General features: G+C 63.1%; 14 protein-coding genes. 9 read left to right on the top strand and 5 right to left on the bottom strand.

Going from position 1 to position 13,940, the window contains the following annotated elements; genetic code table 11:
- Positions 1–24: 24 nt before the first annotated feature.
- Together OIM99_RS21275 and OIM99_RS21270 are read right to left on the bottom strand one after the other, a co-directional pair.
- Positions 25–567 (bottom strand): dihydrofolate reductase, encoded by a 543-nt coding sequence (locus OIM99_RS21275; protein ID WP_311852486.1) that lies wholly within the window; start codon positions 565–567, stop codon positions 25–27.
- Positions 564–1,358 carry a thymidylate synthase gene (locus tag OIM99_RS21270; RefSeq protein WP_311852485.1) on the bottom strand — a complete coding sequence of 265 codons (795 nt, stop codon included), beginning with the start codon at positions 1,356–1,358 and terminating at the stop codon, positions 564–566. Before OIM99_RS21270 ends, OIM99_RS21275 begins: the two co-directional genes overlap by 4 nt.
- Positions 1,359–1,655: 297 nt before the next feature.
- On the opposite strand from OIM99_RS21270, the gene OIM99_RS21265 reads away from it, so the two are divergent.
- The 9 genes from OIM99_RS21265 (at position 1,656) to OIM99_RS21225 (ending at position 12,792) form a co-directional block, all read left to right on the top strand.
- Positions 1,656–2,834 carry an ABC transporter substrate-binding protein gene (locus OIM99_RS21265; RefSeq protein WP_311852484.1) on the top strand — a complete coding sequence of 393 codons (1,179 nt, stop codon included), beginning with the start codon at positions 1,656–1,658 and terminating at the stop codon, positions 2,832–2,834.
- A 41-nt stretch (positions 2,835–2,875) separates the two neighbouring features.
- Positions 2,876–4,072 (top strand): ABC transporter substrate-binding protein, encoded by a 1,197-nt coding sequence (locus tag OIM99_RS21260; RefSeq protein WP_311852483.1) that lies wholly within the window; start codon positions 2,876–2,878, stop codon positions 4,070–4,072.
- A gap of 78 nt (positions 4,073–4,150) precedes the next feature.
- On the top strand, positions 4,151–5,020 hold the full coding sequence (locus OIM99_RS21255; RefSeq protein ID WP_311852482.1) for a branched-chain amino acid ABC transporter permease: 870 nt from the start codon (positions 4,151–4,153) through the stop codon (positions 5,018–5,020).
- Entirely contained in the window at positions 5,017–6,030 is a 1,014-nt protein-coding gene (locus OIM99_RS21250; protein WP_311852481.1) for a branched-chain amino acid ABC transporter permease, read from the top strand. Before OIM99_RS21255 ends, OIM99_RS21250 begins: the two co-directional genes overlap by 4 nt.
- A complete protein-coding gene (locus tag OIM99_RS21245) occupies positions 6,027–6,785 on the top strand; it encodes an ATP-binding cassette domain-containing protein (protein WP_311852480.1) in 759 nt (252 codons plus the stop codon). The genes OIM99_RS21250 and OIM99_RS21245 overlap by 4 nt, the downstream gene beginning before the upstream one ends.
- The gene (locus tag OIM99_RS21240) at positions 6,782–7,486 is read left to right on the top strand and encodes an ABC transporter ATP-binding protein (RefSeq protein WP_311852479.1); all 705 of its coding nucleotides are present in this window, start codon (positions 6,782–6,784) and stop codon (positions 7,484–7,486) included. The genes OIM99_RS21245 and OIM99_RS21240 overlap by 4 nt, the downstream gene beginning before the upstream one ends.
- Before the next feature lie 129 nt (positions 7,487–7,615).
- Entirely contained in the window at positions 7,616–8,563 is a 948-nt protein-coding gene (locus OIM99_RS21235) for a sulfurtransferase (RefSeq protein ID WP_311852478.1), read from the top strand.
- Positions 8,564–8,568: 5 nt separating this feature from the next.
- Entirely contained in the window at positions 8,569–8,958 is a 390-nt protein-coding gene (locus tag OIM99_RS21230) for a hypothetical protein (protein ID WP_311852477.1), read from the top strand.
- 129 nt (positions 8,959–9,087) lie between these two features.
- On the top strand, positions 9,088–12,792 hold the full coding sequence (locus OIM99_RS21225) for an AsmA family protein (RefSeq protein ID WP_311852476.1): 3,705 nt from the start codon (positions 9,088–9,090) through the stop codon (positions 12,790–12,792).
- Between the two features lies 1 nt (position 12,793).
- Here OIM99_RS21225 and OIM99_RS21220 read toward each other — a convergent pair whose 3' ends face one another.
- The 3 genes from OIM99_RS21220 to OIM99_RS21210 are packed head-to-tail and all read right to left on the bottom strand — an operon-like array spanning position 12,794 to position 13,899.
- Entirely contained in the window at positions 12,794–13,051 is a 258-nt protein-coding gene (locus tag OIM99_RS21220) for a ribbon-helix-helix domain-containing protein (RefSeq protein ID WP_311852475.1), read from the bottom strand.
- Positions 13,044–13,241 (bottom strand): DUF4169 family protein, encoded by a 198-nt coding sequence (locus OIM99_RS21215; protein ID WP_311852474.1) that lies wholly within the window; start codon positions 13,239–13,241, stop codon positions 13,044–13,046. Before OIM99_RS21215 ends, OIM99_RS21220 begins: the two co-directional genes overlap by 8 nt.
- 25 nt (positions 13,242–13,266) lie before the next feature.
- Positions 13,267–13,899 carry a ClpXP protease specificity-enhancing factor SspB gene (locus OIM99_RS21210; protein ID WP_311852473.1) on the bottom strand — a complete coding sequence of 211 codons (633 nt, stop codon included), beginning with the start codon at positions 13,897–13,899 and terminating at the stop codon, positions 13,267–13,269.
- Between the last annotated feature and the right edge of the window lie 41 nt (positions 13,900–13,940).

Here is a 13,940-nt window from a genome sequence, read left to right as displayed (position 1 = left end):
TGGTTTTCAACGTATAGGCCGGATTTACGATCGTTCGTAGGTGACGAAGGTAAATGGCGCCTGGTCGTTGGGGCCGAGTTCCAGGCCGCCAGGTCCATGGGCGATGCGTTGGACCAGACGCCAGGCGCTGGCGTCAACCTCGGGGAAATACGTATCTCCTGGGGGGGCCAAGTCGACCTCGGTGATTTCAAGCCGCGTGGCAAATGGCATGGCCTGGGCGTAAATCTCGCCGCCGCCGGCGACGATGATGGCGTCGGCGCCCATGGCCTCGGCGCGGGTGCTGGCGAGGTCGAGCGCCGCCTCCAGGGTCGGGGCGGTCAGGACGCCGGGCGCGGCGAAATCGGCATTGCGGGTAATGACGATGGTTTCGCGGCCGGGCAGGGCCTTGCCGATCGATTCAAAGGTCTTGCGGCCCATCACCATCGGCTTGCCCCAGGTCAGGGCCTTGTAGCGCTTCAGATCGGTGGACAGGCGCCAGAGCAGCCGGTTGTCGCCGCCGATGACGCCGTTGCGGGCGACGGCGGCGACCAGGACGATGGGAAGGGAACCGGATTTGTCGGCGTTCACACCGCCACCGGGGCTTTGATCAGCGGATGCGGATCGTAGTTCTCGAAGGCAATGTCGTCATAGTGGAAATCGAACAGCGATTTCACCGCCGGATTGAGTTTCAGGCGCGGCAGCGGCCGCGGTTCGCGCGACAATTGCAGGCGGGCCTGTTCGAAATGATTGTTGTAGAGATGCACGTCGCCGAAGGTGTGGACGAAATCGCCAACCTCAAGCCCGCTGACCTGAGCGATCATGTGGGTGAGCAAAGCATAGCTCGCGATATTGAACGGCACGCCCAGGAACATGTCGGCCGAGCGCTGATAGAGCTGGCAGGACAGGCGGCCGTTGGCGACGTAGAACTGGAACAGGCAGTGGCAGGGCGCCAGTTTCATGGCCGGCAGATCGGCGACGTTCCAGGCTGAAAGAATCAGCCGACGCGAATCAGGGTTGCGCTTGATGTCGGCGAGCAGCGTCTTGAGCTGATCGAAGGTCTGGCCGTCGGCGCCCGTCCAGGAGCGCCACTGATGGCCGTAGACGGGCCCCAGATCGCCTTTTGCGTCGGCCCACTCGTCCCAAATGGTGACGCCATTGTCGTTGAGATAGCGGATATTGGTGTCGCCGGCGATGAACCATAGCAGTTCATGGACGATGGATTTGATATGGACGCGCTTGGTGGTGACCAGCGGAAAGCCTTCGCTGAGATCGAAGCGCATTTGCGCGCCAAACAGCGAGCGGGTGCCCGTGCCGGTCCGGTCGGATTTGTCCGCTCCCGTTTCCAGAATGCGGCGCATGAGATCAAGATAAGGGCGCATGGCGTGCTGGCTCAGTCCGGCCGAATAGGATTCGAATCAGTCTAGCGCGACGGTGGCCTTTCGTCGCGGTCCAAGGCTAGGCAGTTCACAGATGGTGATGGGTTCCGCCGCGACCAAGTGGCACGCCGCCCACTGTCGTGAATGGGTCGGAGAACGCCGAAAACTTGGTCATTTCCGGCGATTGACAGGGCGCGGATAGCTGTTTCAACTGCTGGAGCATTCGTGAGGGGCGAATGCGGTGACGGCCGGTGATCGAGGGGATGACCGGTGGTTCACCGTGGACGTTGGGAGGGGACTATGAAGCGCACTCTAATTGCGTCCGCTGCGGCGGCGCTCGTATCGCTGTCGTCGGCAGCCTATGCCGATGTCGTGAAATTCGGCATCATCGCACCGTTTTCCGGACCGTTCGCCGTTTGGGGCACACAGTTCAAGGATGCGGTCGAGGCCTTCCAGAAACTCAACGGCAAGACCGTCAATGGCCACGAGGTGCAGATCATCTGGCGCGACGAGGGCGCCGGCGATGCCTCCAAGTCGCGGCAGTTCGCGGAAGAACTGGTCCTGCGTGAGAAGGTCAATGTATTGGGCGGTTTCGCGCTGACGCCCGATGCTTTGGCCGTGGCGGAAGTGATTTCCGAATCGAAGACGCCGACGATCATCCTCAATGCGGCCACCTCGATCGTCACGCGCAAGTCGCCCTATTTCATCCGCGTCAGCATGACGGTGGCGCAATATATTTCGCCGCTCGGCGCCTGGGCGACGAAGAACGGCGTCAAATCGGCTTATGTGATGGTCAGTGATTATGCGCCGGGCCATGACGCCGAGGGCGAGTTCATCAGCGGCTTCGAGAAGACCGGCGGCAAGATCGTCGGCAAGGACCGCATCCCGCTGAACGTCACCGACTTCGCGCCTTACATGGAACGCGCGCTGCAATCGAAGGCGGACGGTCTCTTCATCTTCGCGCCGGCCGGCGCGCCCTCCGTGGCGATGGTGCGTGAATTCGAACGGCGCGGCCTGAAAAAGGCCGGCATGAAACTGATGGGCTCGGGCGAGATGCAGGAAATCTTCCTGCCGTCGTTCGGCGATTCCATCATCGGCGCCATTTCCTCGACGCACTACACGGAATCGAACCAGCGGCCGGAGAATATCGCGTTCCGCAAGGTGCTGAACGAAGTGAACAAGGATGCCGTGCCGGACATGGCTTCCATTGCCGCCTGGGATGCGATGGGGCTCGTCTATTCGACGGTGAAGTCGCTCGGTCCGAAATTCACCGGCGATCAGGCGATCGATTTCATGAAGGGCCAGACCATCAACAGCCCGCGTGGTCCAGTGAAGTTCGATCCGAAGGAACGCGACATCATCCAGAATGTTTATGTTCGCGAGGTCAAGAAGGTCGACGGCAAATTGATCAACGTCGACATCTCCACGACCGAGAACGTCCGCGATCCGTGGAAGGACAACAATCCGAACGCCAAATAGTTTGGCGATGATAGCTTGAACCAATATTGCAGGAGAGGTTGATGAAGCGTGTGCTGGCCGCAACGACTATTGCGGCGGTGATGTTCAGCGTATCGGCGGCAAGTCTTTCGTCTGCCCATGCCGATGTGGTGAAGTTCGGCATCATCATGCCGTTTTCCGGACCGTTTGCCGTTCTGGGCAAACAGGCGAAGGAGGCGGTCGAAGCGTTTCAGAAACTCAACGGCAAAACGGTCAACGGCCATGAAGTCCAGGTGATCTGGCGCGACGAGGGGGCGGGTGATGCCGCCAAGACGCGCCAGTTCGCCGAGGAATTGATCCTGCGCGAGAAGGTCAATGTACTGGGCGGTTTCGCGCTGACGCCCGATGCTTTGGCGGTGGCCGAGGTCATCAGTGAGGCGCAGACGCCGACGGTGATCCTCAATGCGGCGACGTCGATCATCCCGCGCAAGTCGCCGTATTTCATTCGCGTCAGCATGACGGCGGCACAGTATATTTCGCCGCTTGGCGGCTGGGCGACGAAGAACGGCGTCAAGACTGCTTATACGATGGTCAGTGACTACGGTCCCGGCATCGACATGGAAGGTGAGTTTACCTCCAGCTTTGAAAAAGGTGGCGGCAAGGTCGTTGGAAAGGACCGGGTGCCGCTGAACGTCACCGATTTCGCGCCTTATATGGAACGGGCGCTGCAATCGAAAGCGGATGCGCTGTTCATCTTCGCGCCCGGTGGCGCACCGTCGGTCGCGATGGTGCGTGAGTTCGAACGTCGCGGCCTGAAGCAGGCTGGCATGAAACTGATGGGCTCGGGCGAGATGCAGGAAATCTTCCTGCCGTCGTTCGGCGATTCCGTGCTCGGCGCCATCTCCTCCAATCACTATACGGAATCAAACCAGCGGCCGGAGAATATCGCTTTCCGGAAGGCGCTCAACGAGTCCACCGGCCGCGAAGCGGTTCCCGATATCGTCGCCGTGGCGGCATGGGATGGCATGCAGCTCGTTTATGAGACGGTGAAATCTCTGGGGCCGAAATTCACCGGAGATCAGGCCATCGACTTCATGAAGAAGCAGACGATCAACAGTCCGCGCGGCCCGATCTCCTTCGATCCGAAGGAACGCGACATCATCCAGAATGTTTATGTGCGCGAAGTCCGCAAGGTCGACGGCAAGGTCATCAATGTCGATATCGCCACGGTCGAGCAGGTGCGCGATCCGTGGAAAGACAATAATCCGAATGCCAAATAGCGATCGTCGGTCTCGATCCGGCCTGCGCGAGAGCCTTTATCGCGAGAGCCTTTATCGTATGGCAGTAGGGGAGTTCCTGTGACGCAGCTTTTAACGATCCTGTTGGACGGTATGTCCTACGGGATGGTGCTGTTCATCATCTCGGTCGGATTGACCGTGACGATGGGCCTGATGCGGGTGGTCAATCTCGCCCATGGCGCCTTTGCCATGATCGGCGGCTATATGGCCACCGTCCTGGTCTTGAAACTGGGCGTGCCGTTTCTCCTGGCCTGCGTGCTGGCTGCGATCGCTGCTGGCATTCTCGGCGGTCTTGCTGAAATGACGGTCTATCGCCCGCTTTATCGCAAGGGCGAGCTGCCGCAGGTTCTGCTCACCATCGGTCTGTGTTTCGTCGCCATCGCCGCGCTGACCTTCTTTGTCGGTCCGACGCCCTTGCCGGCGATCGTTCCCGCCTGGCTCGATCAGATGGTCGATATCGGCTTTCGCCTCTATCCGGCCTATCGCCTGTTCTTGATCGTCGTCGGCGGTCTGTTGGCTTTCGTCGTCTGGCTGATCATCGAACGTTCGTTGTTTGGCGCGCGTCTGCGCGCGGCGGTCGATGATCCGCAGATGGCGCGATCGGTCGGTATGGATGTCAGCCGCATGTTCACCATTACCTTTGTTGGCGGCTGCGCTCTGGCGGGCTTTGGCGGTGCTATTGGAGCGGGTGTGTTGCCGCTCGAACCGTTCTATGCGCTGCGCTATCTCGTTTACTTCCTGATCGTCGTTGCCGTCGGCGGCATGGGCAGTTTCCGGGGTTCGCTGGTCGCGGCGCTGGCCATCGGCATCGTCGACACGGCGGGCCGTTATATCGTGCCGCAGTTCGGCGGCTTCCTGCTTTATCTCCTGGTGTTCGCGCTGCTCTTGTGGCGGCCGAACGGTCTCTTGCCGCCGAAGTCCGTCGCATGACCCCGATCACGCAAAATCCCCCTGCTGCCGCGGTGCCGGCGCAATCGTTCAAGCCCAGCATGCTCTGGCATGCGCTGCCCTGGGCATTGGCCATAGGCATCTATTTCATAGCCGACGGCTATCATGGCCTCGGCACCAATATCATGATCTGGATCCTCTTCGCCGTGTCGCTCGATCTGGCGCTGGGATATGGCGGCATCATCACTCTGGGCCATGCGGCGTTCTTTGGAGCGGGCGCCTATTGCGCCGGCATTTTCGCCATTCACGTTAACAACGATCCGCTGCTCGGTCTGTTGGTGGCGACGCTCTTTGCCGGATTGCTGGGGTTCATCACCGGCATGCTGATCCTGCACACGCGGGGCGAAACGCTGCTGATGCTGACGTTAGCGATCGCCGCGATTCTTTATGAGGCGGCCAACCATGCGCGCTGGCTGACGGGTGGCGATGACGGCCTGTCCGGCATTCGCGTCGCGCCGGTGCTGGGCCTGTTTCGTTTCGATCTCTGGGGCAAGACGGCCTATCTTTATACGCTCTCCGTTCTGTTCGTGTGGTTCGTCATCGCCTTTTTCGTGGTGCGCTCGCCGTTCGGGCGCTCGCTCGACGGCATCCGCCAGAATGCCAAGCGCATGCGGGCGATCGGCACGCCGGTGTGGTGGCGGCTTGTCGCCATGTATGCGCTGTCGGCGGCGATGGCCGGCACGGCCGGCGCCTTGATGGCGCAGACGACGCGCATCGTCGGCCTTTCTTCGCTGGAACTGCTCACCTCCGGCGTCGTCGCAGTGATGCTGGTGCTGGGCGGCGAGCGGCGGCTCTATGGCGCCTTCATCGGGGCAACGATCTACGTGATCGTGCAGGATCTCGCCGGCGCTATCAGCCCGTTTATCTGGATGTTCGTCATCGGCTTCCTGCTGATCATCATTGTCTTGTTCTTCGAAGGCGGTTTGATGGGCATTATCGACGATGTGGTGAACCGGCTGAAAGGCCGCGGACGGAAGGATCAGCGCTCGTGAGCGAAGCCGATCCGATCCTCAAAGTCCGTGGCCTGTGCAAGAATTTCGGGGCGCTGGCGGTGACGCAGCAAGTCGATCTCGATCTGGCGCGTGGCGCGCGCCTCGGTTTGATCGGACCTAATGGCGCGGGCAAGACCACGCTGGTCAATCTTCTGACCGGGATGCTGTCGAGCGATGCCGGCACGATCGTTGTCGACGGGCAGAATCTCGAACAGGCCAAACCGGAGACGCGGGTGCGGCACGGATTGGTGCGCACCCACCAGATCAATACGCTGTTGATGGAGTCGAGCGCGCGCGACAATGTGGCGGTCGCCGTCGCTGAGCGCGAGAATTTTGCGTGGCGCATGCTGCGCTTCGGGCGCCAGTGGCGGGCCTGTCAGACCGAGGCGCAGCACTATCTTGAGGAAATGGGCATCGGCCATGTCGGCGATCGGCGCGTGTCGCAGATGCCCTATGGTGAGCAACGTCTGCTCGAAATCGCTATCGGTCTGTCGTTGAAACCGCGCATCCTGCTGCTCGACGAGCCGGCGGCGGGCATTCCCTCTACCGAAGCGCATGTCATTCACGATGCGCTTGAACGCCTGCCGCGCGACATCGCCATCCTGCTCATCGAACATGACATGGACCTCGTGTTTAAATTCGCCAAAGAGATCGTCGTGCTGGTCACCGGGCGGGTACTGACCCGCGACGTGCCGGCCAATATTTCCGCCAATGCCGAAGTGCGTTCGGTCTATCTGGGACGGAGCGCCGTATGAGTGTCGGAATCTCAGCGCAAAATCTGGTGGCGGGCTATGGGCCCACCGTCGTGCTCGACGGTCTGTCGTTCGAGGCGCCGGCCGGTTCGACATTGGCGGTGCTGGGGCGCAATGGCGTCGGCAAGACGACGCTGCTGTGCACTTTGATGGGCCTCACCAATCTAAGTGATGGTGCGATCCAATTGGGTCAGCGCGGCATCGCCGCCTTGCCGACCCATGAACGGGTGAGGTCGGGCCTGTGCTACGTGCCGCAGGAGCGGCGCATCTTTCCCTCGCTCACGGTGGCGGAAAATCTCGCCGTCTCGGTCATCCCTGGTGGATGGACGCCGGAAGCGGTGTTCGATCTGTTTCCGGGCCTGGCGGCGCGGCGCAACAACGCGGGCAATCAATTGTCGGGTGGCGAACAGCAGATGCTGGCTGTGGGACGGGCGCTGGTCGGCAAGCCCGACGTGCTGCTGCTCGACGAGCCGATGGAAGGGCTGGCGCCGATCATCGTCGAAAGCCTGTTCGATGCGCTGGGCCGCATCCGTAAGGAAAGCGGCATGACCATGCTGCTGGTCGAACAGAAGGTCGATCTGGCGATCGATTTCGCTCAGGATGCGATCGTGCTCGATCGCGGCAAGGTGGTCTGGACGGGAACGACCGCCGCGCTCAAGGCAGACGAGGAAGCCCAGCACAATTATCTCAGCGTCGGCGTATAAACCCGGCGTTATTTCGCGGGCCGATCACGTGAAATTGTAGGCTTTTACCGGTCGGCGGTGCGCACTACATTATGGCCATCTGCCGGATGCGGCGCGGTCGCGCGCTCTTGCTGGCATTGGAGTTCCATGATGCCTCGGATTTTCTCAAACCTGCTGCTGGCAGCCGCCGTGCTGTTGGGCGCTTCTTTCGCGCCGGCTGTGGCGCAGCCGCTCGTCGACATCGACTGGGCCAAGGCCAATCTCGGCAAGCCCGGTATCGTCTTTCTCGATCTGCGCAGCGGTGGCGGCCTGACCAAGGAAGGCTATCTCAAGGAGCATATCCCTGGCGCGATTTTCACCGACTATGCCAAGGACGGCTGGCGCGAGAAGATCGACGGCGTCGAGGGCATGCTGCCGCCGCCGGAAAAGGTGGCCAAGCTCATCGGTTCGCTTGGCATTACCAATGCCTCGCATGTGGTGATCGTGCCAATGGGCCGCGCGGCGGTCGATATGGGCGCGGCGACGCGCATCTACTGGACGTTCAAAGTGCTCGGCCATGACAACGTCTCGATCCTCGACGGCGGCTATCAGGCCTGGGCGGCGGTCGATGAGAAGACCAAGCAGCCGATCAATCCGATTGCGTCGGGTGGCGCCGAATTGCCGCCGACCACGTTCACGCCGCATTTCCGCAAGGAGATGGTGATCGATCGCAACGACGTGAAAAAGGCCATGGAGGCCGGCGTGCCGCTGATCGACAATCGCCCGAATGATTTCTACGTCGGTCTGACGACGAGCCCGGTGGTGAAGCGTGCTGGCACCATTCCCGGCGCGAAGAGCCTGCAGGAGAGCTGGCTGACGAAGAACAACGGCGGTTCGTTCCGCTCGAAGAGCCAGTTGCAGGCGCTCTACAAACAAGCGGGCGTGCCGGTCGAGGGTGAGCAGATCACCTTCTGCAACACCGGCCATTGGGCCTCGCTTGGCTGGTTCGTGTCGTCGGAAATCCTCGGCAACAAGAACGTGAAACTCTACGACGGTTCGATGGCGGAGTGGTCGCAGCATCCGGAACTGCCGGTCGAACAGAAGTTCAAGCTGGACTGAACGTCTTGAAGCCGTTCGCGGTCACGATCGGGCTGGCGCTTTCGGTGGGCGGAGCCCTCATTGGGTTGAGTGGCAAGCCTGTCGCTCAACCTGCCGTTTCCTTCACGTCGAGCTGCGAGGACTTGCGCGCCAATCTGCAAAAGCTCGGCGCCACCGGCGACGAGCTGGTGACGATCGAAATCGTCGGTGCGCTCACTCTGGTGAAATCGGGCAGCGGCCTGGCTTATCTCGGCATGTGCGAGGCGCCGGCGCCGCGCGTTTTGTGCGTGACTTATGATGCCGAGGATCTGAAGCCGGGCGATAAGGTGTCGATCAGCGGCAGCCTTGCGCCGCGCGGTCCCGATCACGTGCTGCTCGATCCCTGCCTCTATCACCGCGAAGGGACGCCGCCCTAGAAGGCCTGGAATTGTTGCTTTTAGGCATCTTTCTGGCGTTTGGTCGGTGCGTAAACGCTATAATGCCACGAAATGCGGTATAAACTGCGGACAAGCGGTCATCTGTAACGGACAGGGCGATCTGGCGATTTGGCGTTTTTTCGGGAAATTCTGACCATTGTGGCGCTGGTGCTGCTGGCGGTGTTGACGGCACTGCTGGTCGGTCCGTGGTTCATCGACTGGAACGCCCGGCGTGGCGAGATCGAAGCCCTGCTCGGGGAGGCAACCGGCCTCACCGTGTCGATCGCGGGCGATCTCGACGTCAAATTGCTGCCGGTGCCCCGGATGCATCTCGGCCAGGTGTCGGTACGTCAGGCGGCGAGCGGGCCAGTGGTGGCGACCGCCGCCGACGTCAATCTGGAAATGGCGGTGGCGCCGCTGCTGCACGGCGCTTTCCGTTTCGTCGATATGCGGATCGTGCAGCCGCGCGTCACTTTGGCGGGCGATGGGGCGGGTGGCGTCATTCTGCCGAGCCTCTCGGTCGCCGGATCGCCGGACGTGACGTTCGAGCGGATTTCGGTCAGCGACGGCGCGGTCGTTGTGACGCGGCCAGGCGCGGCGGCACTCACCTTCGACCAACTCACCTTCGATGCCGACAGCCCCTCCCTGGATGGGCCCTATAAGGGCCAGGGCTGGGTGCGGGCGTTCGGGCGGGTTTTGCCGTTCCGTTTCGCGACGGGCGTGCGGGAGGCGGCGGGGCTGCGCAGCAAGCTCGTTGTCGAACAGGCGGAACCGACGGTGCGCGCCGAACTCGACGGGCTAGTGACCTTGTCGCCAGGCAAAGCTGGCGGGCAGGTGCCGGGTTTCGAGGGCAGTCTGACCCTGGCCGGCACGGTGACGCCCTCGGGCGAAGCGGTGTCCTGGCGTCTCAATGGCCCGCTGCGCCTGGGCGATGGCGCGCTGCAGCTCGAGCCGGCGGAACTGCGTTTGGGCGCGGAAGGGCGGGCGATCACCGCCAATGGCTCCGCCTCACTGATGTTGGGACAGGCGCCGCAAGTCTTCGTGCGGCTGACGGCGGCGCAGGCCGATCTCGATCTCTTCGCCAGCGAGAAGCGCGATCCCGCCGCCGGCATGGCGCTGCTGCGCGGCATGATCACAGCTTTGTCGGCGCAAGGTGATGCCGCGCTGCCGGGCATGATGTTCTCGTTCGAGGGCTCGGTGCCGGCTCTGATGGTGGGTGGTGAGGCGATCAGCGATGCCCGCGTGCGCCTTGAGCGCCCGGCCGATCGCGCCAGCGTCGATCTGGGGCTGGACGCGGTTCTGCCGGGACGCGCCGAGGTTAAGGCATCCGGCGTCGTGCAGACCGGTGCCGCCCTGCGCTTCAACGGCCAGGGTGCCTTGAGCCTGCGTGATCCCCAGCGCTTCGGCCAATGGCTGGGGCGCGGCTGGCCCGATCTGGCCGGCAAACTCGATGTCCTGGCCTTTCGCTCCCTCGATGTCAGCGGCCTCGTCGATGCGTCGCCTGCGTCGGTGAGCGCACAGGAACTCAAGATCACCGCCGATCGCTCGGCGCTGACGGGTTCGGTTGTTTTCACGCAAGCTATGGGCACCGCGCGCGGCAAGCTGACGGCGGATCTGCGGGCGCAGGCGCTCGATCTAGAAGGGCTTCCCGACATAGGCACGCCTTTGCGCTCGAGCGCCGGACTTGATCTCGATCTGTCGCTCGACGCGCGGGCCGTGCGCATCGCCCGTTTCGGCGCCGGCATGGTCGATTCCGGCCGCATTCGCTTGCGGGTGTCGCGCAGCGGCGACGAGCTGACGCTCAACGATCTGACCATCGATAATCTCGGCGGCGCCAATCTGTCGGCGCGCGGCGAAAGCCGGCCGGGCGCAGCGCGTGTCGAGGCGCAGCTCAATGCCGACCGGCTGGTGGAACTGGCGGCCTTGATCCGCCGCGTGGCACCGGGGCCGGCGGCGGAGGCGCTGGCCAGCCGGGCCGTCGCCTTGTCGCCCGCGCGCTTGACGTTGAATGCGGAAGGTACGGACGCGACGCTGGCAGCCATAGGTACTTTAAAACTTGAAGGCAGCGCACGCGGCACGACTGTCACTGGCACCGTCAGTCCCGGTCGCGATGGGCGTGCCGTGGCGGCGCAGTTCAGTTTCGACAATGCCGATGCGCATCTGCTGCTGCGGCAGATGGGCTTCGACACGGTGGCTCTATCGCGCTTTGGCGCGGGGCGCATGCAAGTGCAGGCCAATGGCCGCAATGATGGCACCTATGCCGCCAAGCTCGAAGCCGCGCTGGCCGGCAGCAGTTTCACGTTCGATGGTGCGGTGACGCCGCGCGACAGTACGTTGGAGGGCAATGGCCGCGTGCGGTTGGCCAGCGGCAATCTGGCGCCGCTGTTGCAAATTCTCGCGCTGGCCTTGCCTGATCCCACCGCCAGTCTGGCCGCCGAGGGCAATGGCAATTTGCGCTTTGGCAATGGCGGTTTTGTTCTCGCCGATGCCGCGGGCAAGATCGGCGACACCGCCGTGTCAGGACGTCTTGAGCGCGCTGTCGGCACCGCGCCGGTGAGCGGTGCCGTCGATGTCGACCAATTGTCCTTGGGCACACTGGCCAGTCTCGTCTTCGGCCCCGCGCAACCGCCGCGCGCCGGGCAGCGTTGGGCCGATCTCAAATTCGCGCCCGCGCCGATCGATGCGCCGAAGGCCAGTCTGGCCGTCAAAGTCGGTCGGTTCGAGCCAGGGGCCGGGCTGCCACCGGGGCCGGCGCAGTTTCGTCTGGGCCTCGATGCTGGTGCGGTCTCCCTTGACGATCTGCGGTTGAAGTCCGGCGCGGCAAGCGTCTCCGGTTCCCTCAATCTGCGCCGCGATCGCGATCAAGGCTCGCTGTCGGGCAAGCTGGCGGTGGCGATACCGCTCGCCGGTCATTTCGGCATGGAGGGACAGGCCGACGGCACGTTTGAATTCGCCGGTTCGGGCATGAGCGAAGCCGCTTTGATGGCCGGGCTTGGCGGACGCGGCAGCGTCACCGTGTCGGCGCTGCGCATGGCCGATGCCGATCCCGCCGCGCTTGATCAGACGATCGCGACCATCGAGCGCGAGCAATTGGCCGTCGAGCCGACGAAGGTCGAAGCGCAGATGCAGGCGGCGCTGAATGGTGGCCGGCTGACCCTCGACAAGACGATGTTGGAGGCGACGATCGCCGGCGGCGTCGTGCGCTTGCAATCGCCGGTCTTCGCGACAGCGGCGGGGCCGCGCGCGCAACTCGGAGCCAGCCTCGATGTGCGGACGCTGACGGGCGAAGCGACGCTCGATCTGACATCGACCAAGCCACCGAAAGATTGGACGGGTGAAGCGCCCAAGGTGCGTCTCGTGCGTCGCGAAAGCGATGGCAAGATGGAGCGTGCCTTGGATGTAGCGCCGCTGGCCAATGCGCTCTCTGGCCGCGCCATCGAGCGCGAGGCAGCACGGGCGGCTGAGCTGGAAGCCGACATCCGCGAGCGCGCCATGTTCAATCGCAAGCTGCGGGCGCAGGAATTCTTGCGCCGCCGCGCCGCCGAGATCGCCGCCTGGCGGCAGGAGCAAGCGCGCCTCGCCGAGCAGAAGGTGGCCAAGGCCCGGGAAGCTGAGCGGCTGGCCCAAGAAGCAGCGCGACAAGAGGCGGCGCGGCAGGAGGCAGCACGGCAAGAGGCGGCGCGCGCCAAAGCCGAAATGGAACGTCGTGCTCAAGAGACAGTGCGCCCGGCGCCGGCCATACGGCCGCCGGTCGAGGTCGTGCCGCGACAGCCGCCGCGCGCACCGACGGTGATCACCCCGTCGCGCGACGGCTCGCCGTCGGGGATTTATTGAGTCAGTTGAGTTTGGGCAATTTCGCTTGCGTCTGGCGCAAGACGAAAACGCGCAGCGCCGACGACAGATTGGCTTCGCCGCGCTTTTCGTCGATCGCGCCGACAAGGGCCGCCAGGGACTGATTGCGCTCGCGTGCCAGGTCTTTCAGCGCTTCCCAGAAGGGCGCTTCGAGCGAAATCGAGGTGCGATGGCCGGCGATCACCAGCGAATGTTTGGTGACGGGCGCGAAGGGGGCAGCATCGTCCGGGCCATCAGTCATCGGAGCGTCTGTCGCTGGTTTCGCGGCGATGGCCCTCGATGTGTCGCTCGTCGAGAGTCCGTAGCGCTTTGACGTGTTGCTTCTCAGCTTTGGTGCGGCCTGATGTCAGGCGTGCGGCATCGGCGGCGCGGGCTTCATCATCGCGCTGCTTTGCCTTGCGGGCTCGTCGCAGATTGATGATGTCGCCCATGACGGCCTCTCGACTGGCTCTCGGCTCAGGTCTTCTTACGAAATGCGTCGATGGAGACAACGTTGCCCGGCTGACTCTCTTCGACAGGTTCTGACGCGGGTTCTGCCTTGCGGGCGGCCGGTTTCTCCGCCTTCTCGGCCTTGTCCTTTTCGACGCGCTCTTTCTCGGTCCGCTCTTTTTTGGCAGCGGGTTTGGTTTTGGCCGGCGGCGGCTCCGCGGTGGCTTCGCTCGTATCGGGAACCGAAACCAGCGTTGGCGCAGGTGTTTCGGCTTTCTCCGTTTCGGCTTCCTCCGTCTCGGTCGGCCGCGGCTCGAATTTCACGCCGAAGGGACCGGCGGGATCCTCGAAACCGGTCACGGCGTCGAAGGGGACGATAAGCCGCTCGGGAATGTTGTTGAACGACAGGTTCACCTCGAAGCGGTTTTCGCTGACGTTGAGGTCCCAGTATTGGTGTTGCAGGACGATGGTGATTTCTTCGGGATATTTCGCCTTCATCCGCTGCGAGAGCTGGACGCCCGGCGCCGTGGTGCGGAAGCTGATGAAGAAATGATGTTCGCCCGGGGTGCCTTCGCGGGCCGCATCGGCGAGCACCTTGCGCACCACGCCGCGCAGCGCGTCCTGAACCAGAAGATCGTAGCGGATAATCGGGCCTGTCATTCAAAAACCTTTGCACCGGACCGTCACCGGCTGCACCGGCC

Source organism: Methylocella sp. CPCC 101449, assembly GCF_031921685.1.
Classification (GTDB): domain Bacteria; phylum Pseudomonadota; class Alphaproteobacteria; order Rhizobiales; family Beijerinckiaceae; genus Terripilifer.
This window is presented reverse-complemented; position numbering and strand designations above follow the sequence as displayed.

Excerpts from the sequence above, each read along its gene's own strand:
- OIM99_RS21270 (WP_311852485.1), bottom strand. The coding sequence starts at position 1,358 with ATGCGCCCTTATCTTGATCTCATGCGCCGCATTCTGGAAACGGGAGCG.
- OIM99_RS21265 (WP_311852484.1), top strand. The coding sequence starts at position 1,656 with ATGAAGCGCACTCTAATTGCGTCCGCTGCGGCGGCGCTCGTATCGCTG.
- OIM99_RS21260 (WP_311852483.1), top strand. The coding sequence starts at position 2,876 with ATGAAGCGTGTGCTGGCCGCAACGACTATTGCGGCGGTGATGTTCAGC.
- OIM99_RS21250 (WP_311852481.1), top strand. The coding sequence starts at position 5,017 with ATGACCCCGATCACGCAAAATCCCCCTGCTGCCGCGGTGCCGGCGCAA.
- OIM99_RS21240 (WP_311852479.1), top strand. The coding sequence starts at position 6,782 with ATGAGTGTCGGAATCTCAGCGCAAAATCTGGTGGCGGGCTATGGGCCC.
- OIM99_RS21235 (WP_311852478.1), top strand. The coding sequence starts at position 7,616 with ATGCCTCGGATTTTCTCAAACCTGCTGCTGGCAGCCGCCGTGCTGTTG.
- OIM99_RS21220 (WP_311852475.1), bottom strand. The coding sequence starts at position 13,051 with ATGACTGATGGCCCGGACGATGCTGCCCCCTTCGCGCCCGTCACCAAA.
- OIM99_RS21215 (WP_311852474.1), bottom strand. The coding sequence starts at position 13,241 with ATGGGCGACATCATCAATCTGCGACGAGCCCGCAAGGCAAAGCAGCGC.
- OIM99_RS21210 (WP_311852473.1), bottom strand. The coding sequence starts at position 13,899 with ATGACAGGCCCGATTATCCGCTACGATCTTCTGGTTCAGGACGCGCTG.